At 64.4% G+C, this 21,053-nt stretch carries 18 protein-coding genes; 9 read left to right on the top strand and 9 right to left on the bottom strand.

Translation table 11 applies throughout. The annotated features are described in order from the left end of the window. The first annotated feature begins 78 nt into the window (after window positions 1-78). Complete coding sequence (locus AB7A72_RS21025; protein ID WP_239809033.1) at window positions 79-543, top strand: LapA family protein; 465 nt, start codon at window positions 79-81, stop codon at window positions 541-543. A gap of 89 nt (window positions 544-632) precedes the next feature. On the opposite strand, the gene AB7A72_RS21030 is transcribed toward AB7A72_RS21025, so the two are convergent. Then, complete coding sequence (locus AB7A72_RS21030; protein WP_021027702.1) at window positions 633-938, bottom strand: c-type cytochrome; 306 nt, start codon at window positions 936-938, stop codon at window positions 633-635. A gap of 144 nt (window positions 939-1,082) precedes the next feature. On the opposite strand from AB7A72_RS21030, the gene AB7A72_RS21035 reads away from it, so the two are divergent. Both AB7A72_RS21035 and ilvD read left to right on the top strand, forming a co-directional pair. Then, entirely contained in the window at window positions 1,083-1,325 is a 243-nt protein-coding gene (locus AB7A72_RS21035; RefSeq protein WP_239809032.1) for a TIGR04438 family Trp-rich protein, read from the top strand. A 269-nt stretch (window positions 1,326-1,594) separates the two neighbouring features. Further along, complete coding sequence (ilvD, locus tag AB7A72_RS21040; RefSeq protein WP_312461843.1) at window positions 1,595-3,460, top strand: dihydroxy-acid dehydratase; 1,866 nt, start codon at window positions 1,595-1,597, stop codon at window positions 3,458-3,460. A 100-nt stretch (window positions 3,461-3,560) separates the two neighbouring features. Here ilvD and AB7A72_RS21045 read toward each other — a convergent pair whose 3' ends face one another. Then, window positions 3,561-4,568 (bottom strand): zinc-dependent alcohol dehydrogenase family protein, encoded by a 1,008-nt coding sequence (locus AB7A72_RS21045; protein ID WP_369461060.1) that lies wholly within the window; start codon window positions 4,566-4,568, stop codon window positions 3,561-3,563. A 188-nt stretch (window positions 4,569-4,756) separates the two neighbouring features. Between AB7A72_RS21045 and AB7A72_RS21050 the strand changes: the two genes are divergently transcribed. From AB7A72_RS21050 to AB7A72_RS21065, 4 genes are all read left to right on the top strand, one after another. Then, a complete protein-coding gene (locus AB7A72_RS21050) occupies window positions 4,757-5,125 on the top strand; it encodes a winged helix-turn-helix transcriptional regulator (protein ID WP_239809029.1) in 369 nt (122 codons plus the stop codon). 58 nt (window positions 5,126-5,183) lie between these two features. Beyond that, on the top strand, window positions 5,184-6,197 hold the full coding sequence (locus tag AB7A72_RS21055; protein ID WP_369461061.1) for a Bug family tripartite tricarboxylate transporter substrate binding protein: 1,014 nt from the start codon (window positions 5,184-5,186) through the stop codon (window positions 6,195-6,197). 662 nt (window positions 6,198-6,859) lie between these two features. Next, on the top strand, window positions 6,860-9,607 hold the full coding sequence (gene mgtA / locus AB7A72_RS21060) for a magnesium-translocating P-type ATPase (protein ID WP_369461062.1): 2,748 nt from the start codon (window positions 6,860-6,862) through the stop codon (window positions 9,605-9,607). Between the two features lie 37 nt (window positions 9,608-9,644). Then, the gene (locus AB7A72_RS21065) at window positions 9,645-10,364 is read left to right on the top strand and encodes an MgtC/SapB family protein (RefSeq protein WP_239809026.1); all 720 of its coding nucleotides are present in this window, start codon (window positions 9,645-9,647) and stop codon (window positions 10,362-10,364) included. Window positions 10,365-10,373: 9 nt separating this feature from the next. Here the strand turns inward: AB7A72_RS21065 and AB7A72_RS21070 are convergent, their stop codons facing one another. The 6 genes from AB7A72_RS21070 to AB7A72_RS21095 all read right to left on the bottom strand — a co-directional run bounded on the left by AB7A72_RS21070 (window position 10,374) and on the right by AB7A72_RS21095 (window position 15,281). Next, complete coding sequence (locus AB7A72_RS21070) at window positions 10,374-11,069, bottom strand: response regulator (RefSeq protein ID WP_369461063.1); 696 nt, start codon at window positions 11,067-11,069, stop codon at window positions 10,374-10,376. Continuing rightward, window positions 11,066-12,604: an ATP-binding protein gene (locus tag AB7A72_RS21075; protein ID WP_313332296.1), complete on the bottom strand. Its 1,539-nt coding sequence runs from the start codon at window positions 12,602-12,604 to the stop codon at window positions 11,066-11,068. Before AB7A72_RS21075 ends, AB7A72_RS21070 begins: the two co-directional genes overlap by 4 nt. A gap of 134 nt (window positions 12,605-12,738) precedes the next feature. After that, window positions 12,739-12,996, bottom strand: coding sequence for a hypothetical protein (locus AB7A72_RS21080; protein WP_239809023.1), 258 nt, complete (start codon window positions 12,994-12,996; stop codon window positions 12,739-12,741). 258 nt (window positions 12,997-13,254) lie between these two features. Continuing rightward, window positions 13,255-13,812, bottom strand: a complete 558-nt coding sequence (locus tag AB7A72_RS21085; RefSeq protein ID WP_369461064.1) for a class I SAM-dependent methyltransferase — start codon at window positions 13,810-13,812, stop codon at window positions 13,255-13,257. A 58-nt stretch (window positions 13,813-13,870) separates the two neighbouring features. Then, the gene (locus tag AB7A72_RS21090; RefSeq protein WP_369461105.1) at window positions 13,871-14,044 is read right to left on the bottom strand and encodes a hypothetical protein; all 174 of its coding nucleotides are present in this window, start codon (window positions 14,042-14,044) and stop codon (window positions 13,871-13,873) included. Window positions 14,045-14,057: 13 nt separating this feature from the next. After that, the gene (locus tag AB7A72_RS21095; RefSeq protein WP_312530776.1) at window positions 14,058-15,281 is read right to left on the bottom strand and encodes an MFS transporter; all 1,224 of its coding nucleotides are present in this window, start codon (window positions 15,279-15,281) and stop codon (window positions 14,058-14,060) included. A gap of 187 nt (window positions 15,282-15,468) precedes the next feature. Here AB7A72_RS21095 and AB7A72_RS21100 point away from each other — a divergent pair, with 187 nt between their 5' ends. Beyond that, on the top strand, window positions 15,469-17,445 hold the full coding sequence (locus AB7A72_RS21100; protein ID WP_369461065.1) for a DNA topoisomerase IV subunit B: 1,977 nt from the start codon (window positions 15,469-15,471) through the stop codon (window positions 17,443-17,445). Window positions 17,446-17,628: 183 nt separating this feature from the next. Continuing rightward, window positions 17,629-19,989 carry a DNA topoisomerase IV subunit A gene (gene parC / locus AB7A72_RS21105; RefSeq protein WP_369461066.1) on the top strand — a complete coding sequence of 787 codons (2,361 nt, stop codon included), beginning with the start codon at window positions 17,629-17,631 and terminating at the stop codon, window positions 19,987-19,989. Between the two features lie 93 nt (window positions 19,990-20,082). Here parC and AB7A72_RS21110 read toward each other — a convergent pair whose 3' ends face one another. Further along, complete coding sequence (locus tag AB7A72_RS21110) at window positions 20,083-20,997, bottom strand: LysR family transcriptional regulator (protein WP_369461067.1); 915 nt, start codon at window positions 20,995-20,997, stop codon at window positions 20,083-20,085. Window positions 20,998-21,053: the final 56 nt, after the last annotated feature.

Below are 21,053 nucleotides of genomic sequence, written 5' to 3' on the forward strand. Positions count from 1 at the left end.
GCCAGCATTGGCTGACAAGCCGGGACGTCTGGATCATGCTATGGTCTATGCGTTCTATCTATGCCATCAAATTCCACTATGCGCAGCATTCTTCTTCTCATCATCGCCGTGCTCATCGGCGGTCTGGCAGCCCTCAACTGGGAGGTGCTGTCCACCCCGTCGGAAGTCAACCTGGGCCTGACCACCATCCATGCACCGCTGGGTGTGTTGATGTTGGCGCTCACCGTCCTGCTTTGCGTGATCTTCATCGCCTATGTGCTGTCCCTGCAGGGCTCCGTCATGCTGGAGGCACGCCGCCACAACAAGGAGATGACGGCCCAGCGGGAGCTGGCCGACAAGGCCGAGGCCTCCCGCTTTACCGAACTGCGCCAGGTGCTGGAGAGCCAGCATGTGGCCGGGCAGTCCGCACTGATGGCGCGGTTGGCAGAGCTGGAATCGCACCTGGTGGCCCGCGCCCAGGAGTCGGACAACAGCAACGCCGCCTACCTGGGCCAGATCGAGGACCGCATGCGCCAGGTCGAGCCGCCGCGCAACAGCTTCTAAACCGCTGCCGCACGCCACAAAAAAACCACCTTGCAAGGTGGTTTTTTTTGCTTGGGCCGGAAGCGCCCAACCTGCATGCGATGGGTTGTTTACTTGAGCGTCAGTACCCAGTCGGCCAATTTCTTGGCGTCGGCTTCACTGACCTGGGTGTTGGCGGGCATGGGCACAGGGCCCCAGACGCCTGCACTGCCCTTGATGATCTTCTGGGCCAGCATGTTGGATGCACCGGGCTGGCCTGCAAACTTGGCGCCAATGTCTTTGAATGCGGGGCCCACTACTTTCTTGTCGACCGAATGGCAAGCCATGCAGTTCTTGGATTGGGCCAATGCCTGATCAGCCCACGCAGGTGCGCTGGCCGACAAGGCCAGTGCCGTGGCAATCAGAATACGGTTCATCGTGTCTTCTCCTTAGCGCATGAGGTACATTAATTCTAATGGCTCGCTGCTTAGGACTGCGCCAACGCCAGGATGTTCCGCAAGTCAGAACACTTTACGAGCCCGATACCCAAGCGGCCCAGCGAGCAACAAGAGGGAGAAACCATGTATTTTCTGATCCTGGGGATCATTCTGCTGTTGTTGAAGTACCTGGAAATCGGCCCGGTCGCGGCCTGGTCCTGGGTCACCGTGCTGGCGCCGTTTGGCCTGGCAGCGCTGTGGTGGGCCTGGGCCGACTGGTCAGGCTACACCAAGCGCAAGGCGATGGAAAAGGAAGGGCTGAAAAAGGAGCGCCGACTGCAAAAATCCAGGGACGCGCTGGGCCAGACCGCCCGCCGGCGCCGCTGACGCAGCCGCTGCAGCGCAGAAACCGCCGGCAGGCGGTTTTTTTCCGCCTTTCTGCTGTCCCTACCGCGGTCCCTACCGCTGTCCCTACCGCTGTCGCTGGCTGGAACCCGAGTGTCTCCGTCATTTGCCCAGCTGCGCCATAATCAGCGCTCACATCGGCGTGCACTCAAGAGGTTCTCGCCAACTTGCCCGCTGGCCCTGGCGTATATCCAGGCCCGCACTATGCAAGACAGGCCGCATTCTTATTGTTTACTGATTCGTACACCACGATGCCCGCATACCGTTCCAAAACCTCAACCGCCGGTCGCAACATGGCTGGTGCCCGCTCCTTGTGGCGCGCCACCGGCATGAAAGACGACGATTTCTCCAAGCCCATCATTGCGGTGGTGAACTCCTTTACCCAGTTCGTTCCAGGCCATGTGCACCTGAAGGACCTGGGCCAGCTCGTCGCCCGCGAGATCGAGGCTGCAGGCGGTGTCGCCAAGGAGTTCAACACCATTGCGGTCGACGACGGCATTGCGATGGGCCACGATGGCATGCTGTATTCGCTGCCCAGCCGGGAAGTGATTGCCGATTCGGTGGAATACATGGTCAACGCGCACTGCGCCGATGCCATGGTCTGCATCTCCAACTGCGACAAGATCACCCCCGGCATGCTGATGGCCGCGATGCGCCTCAACATCCCCGTGGTGTTTGTCTCGGGCGGCCCGATGGAAGCGGGCAAGGTGCGCCTGGCCGTGCCTGCCGCTGACGGCAGCAAGACGATCCAGATCAAGAAGCTCGACCTGGTCGATGCGATGGTGATGGCCGCGGATAGCAATGTCAGCGATGCCGATGTGGCTGAAGTCGAGCGCTCGGCCTGCCCGACCTGTGGCTCCTGCTCGGGCATGTTCACCGCCAACTCGATGAACTGCCTGGCCGAGGCGCTGGGCCTGGCCCTGCCAGGCAATGGCACCGTGGTGGCCACCCATTCGGACCGCGAGCAGCTGTTCAAGCGCGCAGGCCGCCTGATCGTGGAGCTGGCCAAGCGCTACTACGAGCAGGACGAAGCCACGCTGCTGCCACGCGCCGTCGGCCTCAAGGCCTTCGAGAACGCGATGACCCTGGACATCGCGATGGGCGGATCGACCAACACCATCCTGCACTTGCTGGCGATCGCGCAAGAGGCGGAGATCGATTTCACGATGACCGACATCGACCGCATGTCGCGCACCGTGCCCCAGCTGTGCAAGGTGGCCCCCAATACCAACAAGTACCACATCGAAGATGTGCACCGCGCCGGCGGCATCATGGCCATCCTCGGTGAGCTGGACCGTGCCGGCAAGCTGCACACCGATGTGCCCACCGTGCATGCCAAGACCATGAAGGACGCGCTGGACCAGTGGGACATCGTGCGCACGCAGGACGAGGCGGTGCGCACCTTCTACATGGCAGGCCCCGCCGGCATTCCTACCCAGGTGGCCTTCAGCCAAAGCACGCGCTGGCCCAGCCTGGACCTGGACCGCGCCGAAGGCTGCATCCGCTCGTACGACCATGCCTTCTCCAAAGAAGGGGGGCTGGCGGTGCTGCGCGGCAACATCGCCCTGGACGGCTGCGTGGTCAAGACCGCCGGTGTCGATGACTCGATCCTGGTGTTCGAAGGCTCGGCCCATGTGGTGGAGTCGCAGGACGAGGCCGTGGAAAACATCCTGAGCGACAAGGTCAAGGCCGGTGATGTCGTGATCGTGCGTTACGAAGGCCCCAAAGGCGGCCCCGGCATGCAGGAAATGCTCTATCCGACCAGCTACATCAAGTCCAAGGGCCTGGGCAAGTCCTGCGCATTGCTGACCGATGGCCGCTTCTCGGGCGGAACCTCGGGCCTGTCCATCGGCCACTGCTCGCCAGAGGCGGCCGCTGGCGGCGCGATTGGCCTGGTGCAGAACGGCGACCGCATCCTGATCGACATCCCCAACCGCACCATCAATGCGCTGGTCAGCGATGAAGAATTTGCCAAGCGCCGCGAAGCACAGAATGCGCTGGGCTGGAAGCCTGCCAAGCCCCGTCCGCGCAAGGTGTCCACCGCGCTGAAGGCCTATGCCAAGCTGGTGACTTCGGCCGACAAAGGTGCGGTGCGCGATATCTCGCTGCTGGACTGACCGTCTCTCGCCCAATGCACAACCGCCCCAGGCGCAAGCCCGGGGCGGTTTTTTCATCGCGGTAGCGCAGACGGCAGAGCGCTTGCGCTGCCGTGGCCACTTACCAGCTTAGGCAGATCTTGCCAAAGTGCTGCGCGCTGATCTGGTGCGCAAAGGCATCGGCGATTTTCTCCAGCGGGTAGCTGCTGTCGATCACCGGGCGCAGTGGCAGCTGGTCGAGCGCGCGCACCAGGTCTTGCTGCTGCTCGCGGCTGCCAACGATCAGGCCTTTGAGCGTTTGCTGCTTGCGCATCAGCTCCACCGTCGGTACATCGCCGGCAAAGCCGGTTAGCACACCGATCAGGGCGATATGGCCCCCGGGCGCACAGGCGCGGATGGACTGCGGCAAGGTGCCGGGGCCTCCGACTTCCACGACGATGTCGGCACCATGGCCGCCGGTGGCTTGCAGCACCGCATCGCCCCATTCGGGCTGGTCGCGGTAGTTGATCACCGTGTCGGCACCCAGGGCGCGCAGGCGCTCGGCCTTGGCAGCGCTGGAGGTCGTCGCAATCACCTTGGCGCCCATCGCATGGGCCAGCTGCAACGCAAAGATGGAGACGCCGCCGGTGCCCAGCACCAGCACGGTTTGCCCCGCTTCGATGCGGCCATCGACGACCAGGGCGCGCCAGGCGGTCAGGCCCGCCGTGGTCAAGGTGGCGGCTTCTTCATGCGTATAGCCCTTGGGCGCATGAGTAAAGGCCGTGGCGGCCATCGTGACCTGCTCGCGCGCAAAACCATCGATGCCGTCGCCGGGCACGGTGGTGAAGGTGGAGGGCACTTGCTTGCCCGATAGCCACAGCGGGAAAAAGCAGGAAACCACGGCGTCACCCACGGCGAACTCGGTCACGCCTTCCCCCACCGCCGTCACCACACCGGCGCCATCGGCCATCGGGATGCGGCCATCGGCCGTGGCCGAGCGCCCCGCGGCAATGGCCAGGTCGTGGTAGTTGAGCGAGCTGGCATGCAGGCGCACCTGGATCTCTCCGGCGCCTGGTGCTGCGGGCGCTGGCAAGTCCACCAGTTGCAGGCGGTCCAGGCCACCGGGAGCGGCAAGTTGAATGGCTTTCATGGCGTATGTCTTTCCTTGGTTGGCATCACAGAGGCTGCAGGCTGCAGCCACCCGGCCATCATGCAAGCGCTGGGTGTGGAACGCTAGAACCGACATATTTGTGGTCTAGTATTAAAAATGTAAGCAATGCATGGATATTGGCTTGGCACTAGGATGGGGCGTTTGTCGTTTTCCAGGGAGCAAGGGGTATGAAGCGTTTGAACAGCAAAAGCGGCTGCGCAGTGGAGGTCACCTTGTCCGTCATGGGCGGCACCTGGAAGCCCATTGTGCTTTTCCATCTGCTCCATGGCACCAAGCGTTTCAGTGCGTTGGCGCGCGCCATTCCGAACGTCACCCAGCGCATGCTGACCTTGCAGCTGCGCGAGCTCGAAGAGGCCGGCATTGTTGCGCGCACGGTCTATGCCGAGGTCCCCCCGCGCGTGGACTATGCATTGACCGACCTGGGCCGCAGCCTGCAGCCGGTACTGACGGCCATGCGCGACTGGGGCATGGACTATGCCCAGAGCCAGGGTCTGCAGCAAGAGGGCCAGGACGTACAGGCCAGCTGCGCTGCCTAGTGCCAGCTTCCCGCTCGGGAGGATAATTCCCGTCTCTGGTTTTCAGTGCCCGCCTGCCATGATCTCCCGCTTTCCCATCCTGCGCCCGCTGGCGCTGCTGCCCGCATTGGTCTGCCTGGGCCTGGCATGGGCCGGACATGCGCACGCGCAAGCACAAGAGCGGCGCGCCTACCCCAGCCAGCCCATCAAGCTGGTGGTGCCCTTTGCACCGGGGGGGTCGACCGATATCGTGGCCCGCCTGGTCGCCGATGCCATGCGCGAGCCGCTGGGCCAGCCGGTGGTGGTGGAGAACAAGGCAGGTGCCGCAGGTCTCATCGGTGCCGAGGCGGTGGCCCGTGCGCGGCCCGATGGCTACACCATCGGTGTGGGAACGATCAGCACCTTGGCCGTCAATGCGGTGATGCTGAAATCGCTGCGCCGCGACCCGCACGAAGCGCTGGCACCGGTCATCGCGTTGGCGCAGATTCCATCGGTATTCTCCACCCACCCCAGCCTGGGGGCAGCCGATCTGCAGAGCCTGGTCGCCATCTTGCGCGCCCAGCCCGACCACTACACGATCGGATCGGCCGGCGTGGGCTCCATCGGCCACCTGATTGCCGAGGCGATGAACGAAGCGCTGGGCGTGCGCCTGCGCCATATTCCGTACAAAGGCCAAGGCCCGGTGGTCAACAGTGCGCTGTCGGGCGAGACCCAGGTGCTGAGTGACCAGTACCCGTCGTCCAGCAGCCTGGTGCAGTCGGGGCGCCTGGTGCCCTTTGCGGTGGCCGCGCCCCAGCGGCTGCCAGCGCTGCCGCAGGTGCCTACGTTGGCAGAGGCGGGCTACCCGGCGCTCAACCGCCTGGCCATCACCTGGTTTGGGCTGGTGGCGCCGGCCGGCACGCCGCCAGCGGTCATCGACACCCTCCACCACGCAGCCCGCCAAGCGCTGCAGCAACCTGCGGTGCAGGCGCGTCTGGAGCAGCTCGGTGTTGTGCCGATGGGCGGCAGCCCGCAGCAGTTTGCAGCGCTGATCAGCGATACCCGCGCCCAGATCGAGCAGCTGGTGCAGCAGCGCCGGCTGGTGCTGGACTGAGCTTTCTGAAAAGTGCCGGTAAAGAGCGCATTGTGCCTTCCAAACCACTGGTGGTTTTGAGGGCCTTGATCTACAATCCGGCCAGCTTTTTTATCAGGAGTAACCCTGTGGACTTACCGAGTTGTTGGCCAGCGGCCAACCGACCACAGGCAAGGTAATCGCAAACGCCCGAGCTTTGCGCGCTGCCTTGCCGAACCAGGCGGGCAGCTGTGAGGTGCCGTAGTTTCTGTCAGACAGACCTGCGCCCCTACTGCATCCCATTTTGATCTTCCAGTCTTGCCCAGTGGCGAGCGCCTTTGCTGCGCGCCATCACACCGGGTGTGGGAGCCTTTCATGCCACTGCGTATGTCTTCGCTGGCCTCTTTGCGCGCACCGCGACGCAGGGCTGTGCCATGGGCCATCACGCCATGCTGCGGCTTGGGCGCGCCCCGCTGCATGCAGCGCCAGCTCGCGACCATGCTGCGCCGCCGCGCCCCCATGGGCAAAGGTGCCGTGCAGTCCTGCTCGGCTTCGGCGGCATTGGACCCTTTCAGTCGCTGACCTCTCTTGTGTTTGAGGTGCATCTTTGCGGCCGCCTGGCAGCGGCGCGCATGGGCACGCCTGTATGGATTGAAGATGCCATGCGGCGCGGCTGGGCCGTGCCCATGGCGGGGAGATGGGTCATGTTGAACCTGCTGAAAAATGGATTCGTTAACTTTCTGCGCTCGCGCCACTGGGGCGTGCATTTCCGCCGCTTGCCGATGTTTGAGCAATGGGCCAGCACGCCGGTGGATGCCAGCATTTCCACGGCCATGGGCGAGCGGCTGCGCGACGCCGCACATGCGCCGGAACAAGCATTGCTGCAAAGCCTGAACACCAGCCGCCAGGGCCTGGACGACGCACAGGTGCAGCAAGCGCGTGCACAGGCCGGATGGAACACCATCTCGCAGGACCGGCCCATGTCTCGTGCCGAGCACCTGTGGCTGTGCTTTCGCACGCCTTTCAACCTGCTGCTGACGGTGCTGGCCGCCGTGTCGTGGCTGACGGGCGACACCAAGGCCACGGTGGTGATTGGCAGCATGGTGGCGCTGGCGACCGGCCTGCGCTTTTGGCAGGAAGGCCGCGCCAACCAGGCTGCGGCTGGCCTGCAGGCCCTGGTATCGAACACCGCAGCAGTGCTGCGCCGCAGCGCTCAGGATGAGCAGGGGCAAGCGCTGGATGCGCTGCCATCGCGCCTGTCTGCGCTGCAGGCCGTGCGCGAGCTGCCGGTGCGCGAGCTGGTGCCAGGCGACATCATCCAACTGGCGGCCGGCGATATGGTGCCGGCCGACTGCCGCCTGCTGGCCGCCAAGGACTTGTTTTTGGCGCAATCGGCGATGACCGGTGAATCCATGCCGGTGGAGAAATTTGCCCAGGAGCCCGATGGCGCCCAATCCAACCCGGTGGAATTGCGCAACCTGGTGTTCATGGGCACCAACGTGGTCTCGGGTGCGGGTCTGGCGGTGGTGCTGAGCACCGGCAACCAGAGCTACCTCGGCGCGCTGGCCGGCAAGGTCTCGGCCATGGAGCGTGGCCCCACCGCGTTCCAGATGGGGGTCAACAAGGTCAGCTGGGTGCTGATCCGGTTCATGCTGGTGATGGTGCCGCTGGTGCTGCTGATCAATGGCCTGACCAAGGGCGACTGGACCGAGGCGCTGCTGTTCGCGCTGTCGGTGGCCGTGGGCCTGACCCCCGAGATGCTGCCGATGATCGTGACCGCCACGCTCGCCAAGGGCGCGGTGTTTCTGTCGCGCAAGCAAGTGATCGTCAAGCACCTGGATGCCATCCAGAACTTTGGCGCGATGGATGTGCTGTGCACCGACAAGACGGGCACCCTGACCGAGGACCGGATCTCGGTCGAGCGCCACCTCGATGCCTGGGGCGACGTCTCGCAGCATGTGCTGGACATGGCCTACCTGAACAGCTACTACCAGACGGGTCTCAAGAGCCTGCTCGATGTGGCCGTGCTGGCCCATGGCGAGCGCGCGCCGCTGGTCGACAGCCACACCAAGGTCGATGAAGTGCCATTTGACTTTGTGCGCCGGCGCATGTCGGTGGTGGTGCGTGACAGTGGCGGGGCCGGCAAGATCATCACCAAGGGCGCGGTCGAGGAAATCCTGCAGGTGAGCGGCTCGGTGCAGGCCGCCGGTGGCGTGCTGGTGCTCGACGCGGGCTTGCGCCAGCGCATCGTGGCGACGGCCGAGGCGCTCAACGCCCAGGGGCTGCGCGTGGTGGCGGTGGCGACTCGGGATACCGAGCCTGGCCAGAGCAACTTCGGGGTGGCCGATGAGGCCGGCATGGTGCTCTGCGGCTTTCTGGCCTTTGTCGACCCGCCCAAGGAAAGTGCCGCACCCGCGCTGCAGGCGCTTGCTCGCCATGGCGTAAAGACCAAGGTGCTGACCGGCGACAATGCCGCCGTCACCGCCAAAGTCTGCCAGCAGGTGGGCATCACCGAGCAGCACATCGTGCTGGGTGGCGATATCGAGCAGATGGACGACCAGCGCCTGGCCCAGGTGGTCGAGGAAGGCAACATCTTTGCCAAGCTGAGCCCTGCGCACAAGGAGCGCATCGTGCGCATGCTCAAGGCCAATGGCCATGTGGTGGGCTTCATGGGCGACGGCATCAACGATGCGGCCGCGCTGCGCACCGCCGATATCGGCATCTCGGTGGACACGGCCGTCGATGTGGCCAAGGAAGCGGCCGACATCATCTTGCTGGACAAGAGCCTGATGGTGCTGGACCAGGGCGTGCAGGAAGGGCGCCGCACCTTTGCCAACATGCTCAAGTACATCAAGATGACGGCGAGCTCGAACTTCGGCAATGTGTTCTCGGTGTTGATTGCCAGTGCCTTTATCCCCTTTCTGCCCATGTTGCCGATGCAGCTGCTGGTGCAGAACCTGGTGTATGACTTCTCGCAGTCGGCGATTCCGTTTGACCATGTGGACCCCGAGCTGCTGACCCAGCCCCAGCGCTGGAACCCTGCCGATGTGGGCCGTTTCATGCTGTTCTTCGGCCCCATCAGCTCGGTCTTCGACATCACCACCTTTGTCGTGATGTGGAAGGTGTTTGGCGCCAACACGCCAGAGCGCCAGGCGCTGTTCCAGTCCGGCTGGTTTGTTGTGGGCCTGCTCACCCAGTCGCTGATCGTGCACATGATCCGCACGATGCGCATTCCGTTCATCCAGAGCCGGGCCGCCTGGCCGGTGGCCCTGATGACCCTGGTGGTGGTGGCCATCGGCATTTACCTGCCCATGGGCGCGTTGGCACCTTATTTCAAGCTGGTGCCGCTGCCCGGCACGTACTTTGTATTCCTTGTGGCGGTCTTGCTGGCCTATATGGGTCTTACGCAGGTCATGAAAAAGTGGTACATCCGTCGCTACGGCTGGCAATAAGCGCCATGAAGAATAACCGTTTGCCAAGGAGGGCGGCATGCTCGAAGCGCTGAACTACACACAACTGAACTCACTGATCAACACGGCCATCAGCCTGGTGACCGCCTTTGTTCTGGGCGCCGTCATCGGCCTGGAGCGCCAATACCGCCAGCGCACCGCCGGCTTGCGCACCAATGTGCTGGTGGCCGTGGGCGCGGCCATCTTTGTCGACAGTGCCAACACCATTGCCGGCCCTGACGGGGCCGTGCGCGTGATGGCCTATGTGGTCTCGGGGATCGGCTTTCTGGGCGCTGGCGTCATCATGCGCGAGGAAGGCAATGTGCGTGGCCTGAACACCGCCGCCACCCTGTGGGGCTCTGCCGCCGTGGGCGCCGCAGCGGGGGCTGACCTGATCGTGCAGGCGGCCCTGGGCACCGTGCTGGTGCTGGCGGCCAATACCTTGCTGCGCCCGCTCGTCAATGCCATTAACCGCAAGCCGCTGGATGTGGCTTCCACCGAAATGACCAATGCCGTGTTTGTCGTGGCCGAGCGCCTGCACCAGCGGCTGGCGCTGGCGATGCTGCAGGATGTGCTGGAGCGTGGCGGCTACCCGCCCGGCGATATCGACATCCAGCCGTTTGGCGATGCCGAGGTGGTTATTGAAGCGACCTTGGCTGCCCAGTCGGTGGAGGGAGAGGAGCTCGATGCGATGGTGCAGCAGCTGGCGGCCAAGCCCGGGGTGCGCCAGGCGTTCTGGAGCCCCAGCACGCGGGACTGAACTGCAGCGCTAGCCTTCAAATGCGAAGCCGACGCCATAGATCGAGCGAATGCAATCGGCGTCGTCTCCCATCACCGTGCGCAGTTTCTTGCGCAGGTTCTTGATATGGCTGTCGATCGCGCGGTCGCTCACTTCCAGCGCATCGGCATAGGCCAGGTCCAGCAACTGGCTGCGGGGGTAGATCTTGCCGGGGTGGCGCTGCAGGATGTGCAGCAACGCAAACTCACGCCGCGTCAGCCCCAGATCCTGGCCGCGCCAGCTGGCCTGGCTGGTGGTCTCGTCCAGCTGCCAGTCGCTGGCGGCCTGGCTGGCTACCGCACCGGGAGCAGGTGGTGCATGGCGGCGCAGGATCACCTTGACGCGGGCAATCAGCTCGCGCGGCGAAAAGGGTTTGCAGATATAGTCGTCGGCGCCCATCTCGAGGCCGACCAGCCGGTCCACTTCCTCGACCTTGGCGGTCAGGCAGATGACGGGGCAGATCTGGCGCGCGCGGCATTCGCGCAGAATGCTCAGGCCGTCGGTGCCGGGCAGCATCAGATCGAGAATGGCCAGCTGCGGCGCGCGGGCCCGCAGCGCCGCCATGGCCTGGCTGCCATCGGCAAAATGCTCGACCTCGTAGCCGGCGTGGTGCAGGTAGTCAATGACAACCGAGGCGATATCGGCCTCGTCTTCGGCATACAGAATGCGGGGTTTGGCGGTGTTCATGCAACAGGGTCTATCAAGGGCAGGATCAAGGTAAGGCGCAGACCGCCCAAGGACGAGATGGAGGCCTGCAATTGTCCTCCATGGGCTTGCACAATGCTTTTGCAGATCGCAAGCCCCAGGCCCGAGCCGCCGCTGGCGCGGCTGCGCGAGGTCTCCACGCGGTAGAAACGTTCAAAAATACGGGGCAGTTCGGCTGGCGGCACCGAGGGGCTGCTGTCATCGAGGTGCAGCTCCAGCCAGCGCTGGCCCGAATCAGGTGCTGGCCCATGCAGGCTGGCGCTGATGCTGACACGGCCCGGCGCATCGGTGTAGCGCAGGCTGTTTTCCAGGATATTGCTCAGCACCTGGTGCAACTGCTGCGCATTGCCCTGCACCCAGGCAGGCGGCAGGGCGGTGAGCAGCTCCTGGGCCGTGGGCAGGCTGATGCCCGCTTGGCTGAAACGAATCTGCACGGCTTCCACCGCCTCGATGGTCAGGGCCCGCATGTCCAGCGGGCGCGCAGCCGCGGGCAGGTGGGCGGTCAGCTGCAGCGCAGGGGCGGCCTCGGGTGCGTGCACCACCAGTGCGGTCGGGATGGTGGCGCGCATGTCGCTGACCAGCTGGGTCAGGCGCAGGATCTGGCGGTGCAGGCGCGCGGCCGTCTGCGCATCAAAGCTGCGGATGCCATCCTGCACGGCTTCAATCTCGGCCCGCACGGCTGCCAGCGGGGTGCGCAACTCATGGGCCACCTGCGTGAGCCATTCATGCTGCTGTGCCTGGGCTTGCGAGAGCTGCTCGGCCATGTGGTTGTAGCGGTCGGCCAGCTGCACCAGCTCATCATGGCCGGCGACGGCAATGCGGTAGTCCAGCTGTCCGCTGGCAAAGGCCTTCGCCCCTTCGCTCAGCGCCTCGATGGGCCGAATCCAGCGGCGGCTCAGCCACCAGGACAGGGCACCGGCCAACAGCAGCCCCAGCAGACCGGTAATGGCCAGAAACACCAGATGCTCCTTCAAAAAGGCATTGTCGATCTGGTTTTTCAGGTCTTCGGGCTGGTTCAAGGTCAGGGTGCCAATCAGCATGTGCTGGCCATCGAAAAGCGGGTTTTTGGCGCTGCCGGGTGTGGGCGGCACACCGGCAATCAGCTTGCCCTGGTTGTCGAGCAGACCCAGGCGCTGGGACAGCGGGTGGCGCTCGATGGGGCGCAATTGCTGGGTCAGTGCAGGCCCGAGTGTGGCCCGGCGCGGTGCCACTGTCTCGGCAGGAGGCGAGACGGGCACGGCCGCCTGGCTGCCAAAGCGGGTCAGTGCATTCCAGCGCTCCGGGGTCAGCGAAGCCCAATGCGGGTCCTTCGCATATTCGCGCCGCAGCTGGCTTTCGAGATACTCCAGCCGCCCCAGCTCGATCTGTGCCACGTAGCCGCCCAGCCCGCGCTGCAGACTCCAGTACGAAAAGCCAAAAAACCCCAGCAGCAGCCCCAGCAGCAGCAGCACCATGGCCAGCAGCACCCGTGTCTGCAAGCGGGTGAAACGCAACTGTTGGAAGCGGGAAGTGGTCACAGAAAGCAGCTGGGGCGTTGGATGGAGGAGCGCAAACGGCAAAAACGGGCAGGCGCAATGCCTGCCCGGCTATTCTCTTACACAGTGCGTGGGTGTGTAAAAGTGTTGCTTGATCGGGGCATTACCAGCGGACTTCAGGGTCCGATGGATGCGCCACGCTTGGCGACCAGTTGCTTGCCCACCTGGCGGCAGGTGGCCTTGGCGGTGGTGCCATTATCCAGTGTCAGTTGGACGGCGTCGCCGGCCTTCTTGCCCTGGCAAGCCTCAATGGCTTGCTTGGACGGGGCGGGTTGGGCGGGGCTGGCGGCCTGGGCCTGTGCGGCGGCGATCCAGAGGGCTGCAGTCACGGCGGTGCTGCACAGCAGACGATGGCGAAGTGGTTGAGAACTCATGGCATTCCTTGTATAAAAAGAGGCTCTGCGGCCAGGCCGCGATCTGGTGTGGAACAGAAAGAAGCGGTGAAACAGAGAAACTGGAGTGTGTTTACGCCTCTCCGCAGAGCCTATGGTTGAACTATAGAAGCCAAATGTGGAGGAAGTTGGGCCGGCTTTGTGCAAGGTGTGACAAAGCGAAAACCGCATGCCTATTGGGTTTCGGCGGTATTGGGCCGCGCGCGCAAGGCCGCAAAGTTATGCAAAGCGGAGGCCGCTTCAGGGCAGCGGCGTGGCTGGCAGGGAGCTTGCGCCACGCGGGCGGCGCGCCGCAATGCGCTGTACCACCCGCTCCGGGCTGCGCAGCAGCCCTGACTCATAGGCGATGACCGACCAGCCCGCGCAGACCTGTAGCAGCTCGCCCGGTTGCAGCAAAAAATCGGGCCGGGAGGGCTTGCCGTAGGCTTCGTTGCCCTGCGCAAAGGTCTCGTACAACAACAGCCCGCCAGGGGCCACGCTGGCCAGAATGCGCGGCCACAGCGGGCGCCACAGATAGTTCGTCACGACCACTGCATCGAAGAGCCGGCCTTCCAGCGGCCAGGCACCGTTTTCGATATCGGCCTGCAGCCATTCGCCTGCCGTGTCCGACTGCAGCGATTGCAGGGCCGCACCGTCGCGGTCCACGCCCGTCACCTGCAAACCCTGGGCCTGCAGATAGCGCGCATGGCGGCCCTGGCCGCAGGCCAGATCCAGCACCTGGCGGCCAGCCGGGATCAGCGCAGAAAAGCGGGTGATCCAGGGCGAGGGGGCGGGGGTGTGGGTGTGGGTGTGGGTCATCGGCTGGATCGTGTTTGCGATCGCTGCATCGCGGCGCGGGGAGAACGTAGACACGTTCTCAGAAGCAGGCCCAGACATGGTCGGCCATGCGCACCATGAATTCCGGTTGCGTATAGAGCATGAACACCAGCGCCAGCAGCACCGCCACCAGCAGCCAGATGGCAGCGCGCTGCCAGCCGCGCAGCGGCACGGCGTCCGCGTTGGAGGGTGTTGGTGGTGCAGGCTGTTGCATGAGAGTTCGGTGGTCAGGCCGCCAGTGGCTGGCGCCGCACGGGCTCTTCCTTGACGGGCAGATTGACCAGGCCGGCGAACACGCCCAGCCCAATGGCCACGTACCAGACGACATCATAGCTGCCGGTGTGGTCATACAGGTAGCCGCCCAGCCAGATGCCCAGGAAGCTGCCGATCTGGTGGCTGAAGAACACAAAGCCGCTGAGCATGGACAAATGCTGCACGCCAAAGATCTGCGCAATGGCGCCATTGGTCAGCGGCACGGTGGACAGCCACAAAAAGCCCATCGCGGCGGCAAACACATAGACCGACCAGGGCGACAGCGGGACCAGCAGAAACACCACGATCGCGATCGCGCGGATGAAATAGATGCCCGAGAGCAGGTAGCGCTTGGCCATGCGCTGGCCCAGCGAGCCTGCCAGGTAGGTGCCAAAGATGTTGAACAGGCCGATGAGCGCGAGCGAATAGCTGGCCACATGCGGCGGCAGCCCGAAGTCCTTCAGGTAGCTGGGCATGTGCACGCCAATGAACATCACCTGGAAGCCGCAAACGAAGTAACCCGCCGTCAGCAGCAAGAAGCTGGGATTGCGGAAGGCTTCGCCCACGGCCTGGGCGATGGTTTGCTGCTGGCCTGCGGCCGCGTGGCGCTTGAGTGCGTGGAAATTGGGCTCGCGCAGCGCGATGGCCAGCGGCACGATGGTCAGCACCAATACCGCACAGACCAGCAGCGCGTTCTGCCAGCCCAGGTGGGCGATCAGCTGGCCCTCGACCGGCACCATGAAGAACTGGCCAAAGGAGCCGGCCGCTGCAGCCACCCCCATGGCCCAGGAGCGTTTCTCAGCAGGCAGTTGGCGCCCGATGACGCCATAGATCACCGCATAGGTGGTGCCTGTCTGCGCCATGCCGATCAGAAGCCCGGCCGTGAGCGCGAACACCAGCGTATTGGGCGCCCAGGCCATGCCGGCCAGGCCCAGCGCATAGAGCAGCGCGCCGCAGACCAGCACCTTGCTGGCGCCAAAACGGTCGGCCAGCATGCCGGTGAAGATGCCAATCAGGCCCCAGCTGAGGTTTTGCACCGCCAGCGCCAGCGCAAAGGATTCGCGCGTCCAGCCCATCTCCTGCGTGATCGGCTGCAGCCACAGGCCAAATCCGTGGCGGATGCCCATCGATAAGGTCACTACGGCGCCGCCACACAGCAGCACGCGGGCTATGGACAATGGTTGTGCGTTGTTTTGCATAGTCTAAGGATGTCTCTTTATCCAAGAATTGTTACTCCAACGCCAAAAACCGGCTGTCGCCCGCATATTGCCCGGTGGCCGGCCAAGCCCATTGCAGGCTTTTGCGACCAAACGTCGTGAATCGTCAACAAGTCCACCTGTTTTTCTATACAGCTATTTACAATGGCAGCCGCTAGAATGGAAAGTTATGGCAAGCAAAAACACGTCTACCAGTGAATACGCAGAAGGCTCGATCCGGGTCCTCAAGGGGCTCGAACCGGTCAAGCAGCGCCCGGGTATGTATACCCGTACTGACAACCCGCTGCACATCATCCAGGAGGTGATCGACAACGCCGCTGACGAGGCACTCGCCGGCTTTGGCAAGAAGATCCGCGTCTATCTGCACACCGATGCGTCGATCAGTGTGGAGGACGACGGCCGGGGCATTCCGTTTGGCATGCATCCCGAAGAACATGCGCCGGTGGTGGAGCTGGTGTTCACCCGCCTGCACGCGGGCGGCAAGTTCGACAAGGGCCAGGGCGGCGCCTACAGCTTCTCCGGCGGTCTGCATGGCGTGGGGGTGTCGGTGACCAATGCGTTGGCCACCCGCATGGAAGTGACCGTGCACCGCGACGGCTCCGTCGCCACGATGGCGTTTGCCGGTGGCGATGTGGTCGAGCCGCTGAAGGTGCGGCCGATGGTCAGCGGTGACCGCAAGCAGGGCACGACGGTGCGTGTGTGGCCCGATGCCAAGTATTTCGAATCCAGCCATTTGCCAATGGGCGAGCTGGTGCACCTGCTGCGCAGCAAGGCGGTGCTGATGCCCGGCGTCAGCGTGCAGCTGACGCAGGACAAGAGCCGCGAGACGCAGACCTGGCAGTACAAGGGCGGCCTCAAGGACTACCTGCTGCAGACCCTGCCGGTGGACCCGATCATTCCGGTGTTCGAAGGCGAGGGTTTTGCCGGCCGCAGCGACGACCATTTTGCCGAGGGCGAAGGGGCGTCCTGGTGCGTGGCCTTCACCGACGAAGGCCAGCCGGTGCGCGAGAGCTATGTCAACCTGATCCCCACCACCGCCGGCGGCACGCATGAAAGCGGCCTGCGCGACGGCCTGTTCCAGGCGGTCAAGAGCTTTATCGAACTGCACTCGCTGCTGCCCAAGGGCGTCAAGCTGATGCCCGAGGACGTGTTTGCCCGTGCCAGCTATGTGCTGTCGGCCAAGGTGCTCGATCCCCAGTTCCAGGGCCAGATCAAGGAGCGCCTGAATTCGCGCGATGCAGTGCGCCTGGTCTCGGGCATGGTGCGGCCTGCGCTGGAGCTGTGGCTGAACCAGAACGTCGAATATGGCAAGAAGCTCGCCGAGATCGCGATCAAGGCGGCACAGACGCGCCAGCGCGCCGGCCAGAAGGTGGAAAAGCGCAAGGGCAGCGGCGTGGCCGTGTTGCCCGGCAAGCTGACCGATTGCGAAAGCCGCGACCTGGCCTACAACGAGGTGTTTCTGGTCGAGGGTGATTCGGCCGGCGGCAGCGCCAAGATGGGCCGCGACAAGGAAACCCAGGCCATCCTGCCGCTGCGCGGCAAGGTGCTCAACACCTGGGAGGTGGACCGCGACCGCCTGTTTGCCAATACCGAAATCCATGATATCTCGGTGGCCATCGGCGTCGATCCCCATGGCCCCGATGACGAGGTGGACCTGAGCGGTCTGCGCTACGGCAAGATCTGCATCCTCAGCGATGCGGACGTGGACGGCTCGCACATCCAGGTGCTGCTGCTGACCCTGTTCTTCAAGCACTTCCCGCAGCTGATCGAGAAAGGCCATGTCTGCGTGGCGCGGCCGCCGCTGTTCCGCGTCGATATTCCTGCCCGGGGCAAAAAGCCCGCGGCCAAGGTCTATGCGCTGGACGAGGCGGAGATGCATGCCATCTTCGACAAGGCCGCCAAGGATGGCGTACCCCGGGAGAAATGCCAGGTCAGCCGCTTCAAGGGCCTGGGCGAGATGAATGCCGAGCAGCTCTGGGAAACCACGTTGAATCCGGACACCCGCCGCCTGCTGCCGGTGCGCCTGAGCCGCACCGACCTGCTGGCCACCCGTGAGGTCATGACCCAGCTGATGGGCAAGGGCGAGGCTGCGGCCCGCCGCGACCTGATGGAACTCCATGGCCACGAAGTAGAAATCGATATCTGATTGCATGTCTCCAGCATCGATGGCTTTGCCGCTTTTGCCTTGCCTGGCCGCAGCCCTGTCTGCGTCTGGGCTTCGCATCCTGCCTGACGGAGCCATCGAATGTCCCGCTGCCCATGCCGCTGAATGACAACACCAACCACAGCCGCGTGCAGCCGTGCCACAAGCAAAGAAAGCTGAACAACCATGAGTGAACAAACCGGTCTGGATTTGCTATCCAACCCCGAGCCCGACGACGGCGACAGCCTGGACCTGGGCAATTACGCGCAGCGCGCCTATCTGGAATATGCGCTGTCGGTGGTCAAGGGCCGTGCGCTGCCCGATGTCTGCGATGGCCTTAAGCCGGTGCAGCGCCGCATCCTGTTTGCGATGGACCGCATGGGCCTGGGCTACAGCGGCCCCAACCGCGCCACGGCGGCCAAGCCCGTCAAAAGCGCCCGCGTCGTCGGCGATGTGCTGGGCCGCTTCCACCCGCATGGCGACCAGTCCGCCTATGACGCGCTGGTGCGCATGGCCCAGGACTTTGCCCAGCGCTACCCGCTGATCGATGGCCAAGGCAACTTTGGCAGCCGCGATGGTGATGGCGCTGCGGCGATGCGCTACACCGAGGCGCGCCTGTCCAAGATCACCAGCCTGCTGCTCGACGAGATCGACATGGGCACGGTGGATTTTGTGCCCAACTACGACGGCTCCACCGAGGAGCCCAGCCAGTTGCCGGCGCGCCTGCCGTTCTCGCTGCTCAACGGCGCCAGCGGCATTGCGGTGGGCCTGGCCACCGAAATCCCCAGCCACAACCTGCGCGAAGTGGCCGATGCCTGTGTAGCACTGATCAAGAAGCCGGCGATGACGGACTTCGACCTGCAGCAGATCATTCCCGGCCCGGACTACCCGGGTGGCGGCCAGATCATCAGCAGCGACAAGGACATTGCCGATGCCTACCGCACGGGTCGCGGCTCGATCAAGGTGCGCGCGCGCTGGACCATCGAAGAGCTCGCGCGCGGCCAGTGGCAGCTGGTCGTCAACGAGCTGCCGCCCGGCGTGTCCTCGCAAAAGGTGCTCGAGGAGATCGAGGACCTGACCAACCCCAAGATCAAGACCGGCAAGAAAACCCTGACGCAGGAGCAAAGCCAGCTCAAGGCCACCGTGCTGTCCCTGCTCGATGGCGTGCGCGACGAGTCGAGCAAGGACGCAGCGGTACGTTTGGTGTTCGAGCCCAAGACCGGCAAGATTGCGCAGTCCGAGTTGATCACCTGCCTGCTGGCGCATACCAGCCTGGAGAGCTCCTCGTCGGTCAACCTGACGATGATCGGCATCGACGGCAAGCCCACGCAGAAGTCGCTGCGCCTGATGCTGGAAGAGTGGATCCAGTTCCGCCAGAAGACGATCACGCGCCGCTCCGAGCACCGCCTGGCCAAGGTGATGGACCGCATCCATATCCTGGAAGGCCGGCAGACCATTCTGCTCAATATCGACGAGGTGATCGCGATCATCCGCGCCAGCGACGAGCCCAAGGCCGCGCTGATGGCGCGCTTTGACCTGAGCGAGCGCCAGGCCGACGACATCCTGGAAATCCGCCTGCGCCAGCTCGCCCGCCTCGAAGCGATCAAGATCGAGCAGGAGCTGAGCGAGCTGCGCACAGAGCAGGGCAAACTCGAAGACATTCTGGCCAACCCTGCGTCGCTCAAGCGCCTGATGGTCAAGGAGATCGAAGCCGATGCCAAGCAGTTTGCCGATGCCCGCCGCACCCTGATCCAGGAAGAGAAGAAGGCCGTCGCCGAAGTCAAGGTGGTCGATGAGCCGGTCACCGTGGTGGTCTCGGAAAAAGGCTGGGTGCGGGCCCGCACCGGCCACGGCCACGCGGCCGACAGCTTCAGCTTCAAGTCGGGCGACAGCCTGTATGGCACCTTTGAATGCCGCACGGTCGACCAGTTGCTGGTCTTTGGCAGCAACGGCCGGGTCTACTCGGTGGCGGTGGCCAACCTGCCGGGCGGCCGGGGTGATGGCCAGCCGGTCACCACCTTGATGGAGCTCGAAGCGGGCACCCAGATCCAGTACTACTTTGCCGGGCCGCTGTCCGCCCGCCTGCTGCTGGCCAGCAGCGCAGGTTATGGCTTCACCGCGCTGGTGGATAACATGGTTTCGCGCCAGAAGGGTGGCAAGGCCTTTGTCAGCCTGGACGATGGCGATACGCTGTGCGCCCCCTCGCATATCTCGGGCAGCAGCGGCAGCCTGCCATTGGCCGATGCCAGCCATGTGGCCTGCGCCTCGGTCGGCGGCCGCATCCTGACCTTCGAGGTCGCCGAGCTCAACCACATGGCCAAGGGTGGCAAGGGGCTTAAGCTCATCGACCTGGAGGACAAGGACCGCCTCGCCGGTGTCGCCGTCTACACGCGCAGCATCCGCATCGAAGGGATCGGGCGCGGCGGCAAGGCCCGTGAGGAAACCCTGGAGATCCGCAGCCTCAACAATGCCAAGGCCGGGCGCGCCAAAAAAGGCAAGCTCGCTGATCTGGGCTTCAAGCCCAACGCCGTGTTCCGCGTTGAATAAAGCGCACTGCCCACGACCATCCACCGCTCCCAGCCCAGCCCTGCCAGGCCATGCCCGGCAGGGTTTTTTTACGGCCTGCGCCGGGGTATCGGGTCAGCGCTGCGCTGGCAACAGCGCCCGCAAATGGTCGACAAAGGCGCGCACGCCCCGGGGCAAGTTGCGGCCCGTCAGCGTTTGCAGTTCGATCGAGCGCGCATGCATGCCGCGCTCGCGGATGGGCACGGTGTGCAGCAGGCCCTGGCGCACATACTCGCGCACGGTGACCTCGCCACCCAGGGTGAGCCCGCCGCCATGCAGCACAAAGCGCACCAGCGCATCGAACTGCCCGCTCTCCAGCACCGGCTCAAACACCAGGCCACGCTGACCGCTGGCAATGTCAAACAGCTGGCGCGCGGTATTGCCATCGTCCAGCAAGGCCAGCGGGTAGGGCTGCATCTGCGCCAGGCTCACGCTGGCAAAGCGGACCAGCGGATGGCCGGGCGGCATGATCAGGATGACCGGTGAGTTCTGGCGGTGCTGCACATCGATATCGGGCACGGCAGCACGGCTGTAGGTCAGACCGATGTCGGCCTCGCCGTTGCGGACGGCCTGCGTGACCTGGGCGGGCGAGGCGGACACCAGCTGGAACTGCATGCCCGGGTGCTGCTCCCGGAACGTGGCCATGGCCAACGGCAGAAACTCAAACGCAAAGCCGGCCGATGCGCAGACCCGCACCTGGCCTCGGCGCAGGCCTTGCAGCGCCTCGATATCGGCGACGACGCGCTCGGCCTCCAGCGCATGGCGCTTGGCATGGGTGGCCAGCAACTCACCGGCAGCGCTGGCGACCATGCCGCGCGGGCGGCGCTCGAACAGCGGCACCTGCAGCACTTCCTCCAGCGATGCGATCTGGCGGCTGACGGCGGACGCCGAGACATTCAGGCGCAGCGCGGCCTCGCTGACCGAGCCGCTGCGCACGACTTCCAGAAAATAGCGGATGGCGGTGTCCTGGAGGTGTTGCGAGGGAGTCATGGTCTGCTTTGCAAAAAACGCAACGATAACCGCAAAAAATTGTGATTGTCGAAATG

Origin of the sequence: Comamonas sediminis, assembly GCF_041107495.1 — a bacterium.
Lineage (GTDB): Bacteria > Pseudomonadota > Gammaproteobacteria > Burkholderiales > Burkholderiaceae_C > Comamonas > Comamonas sediminis.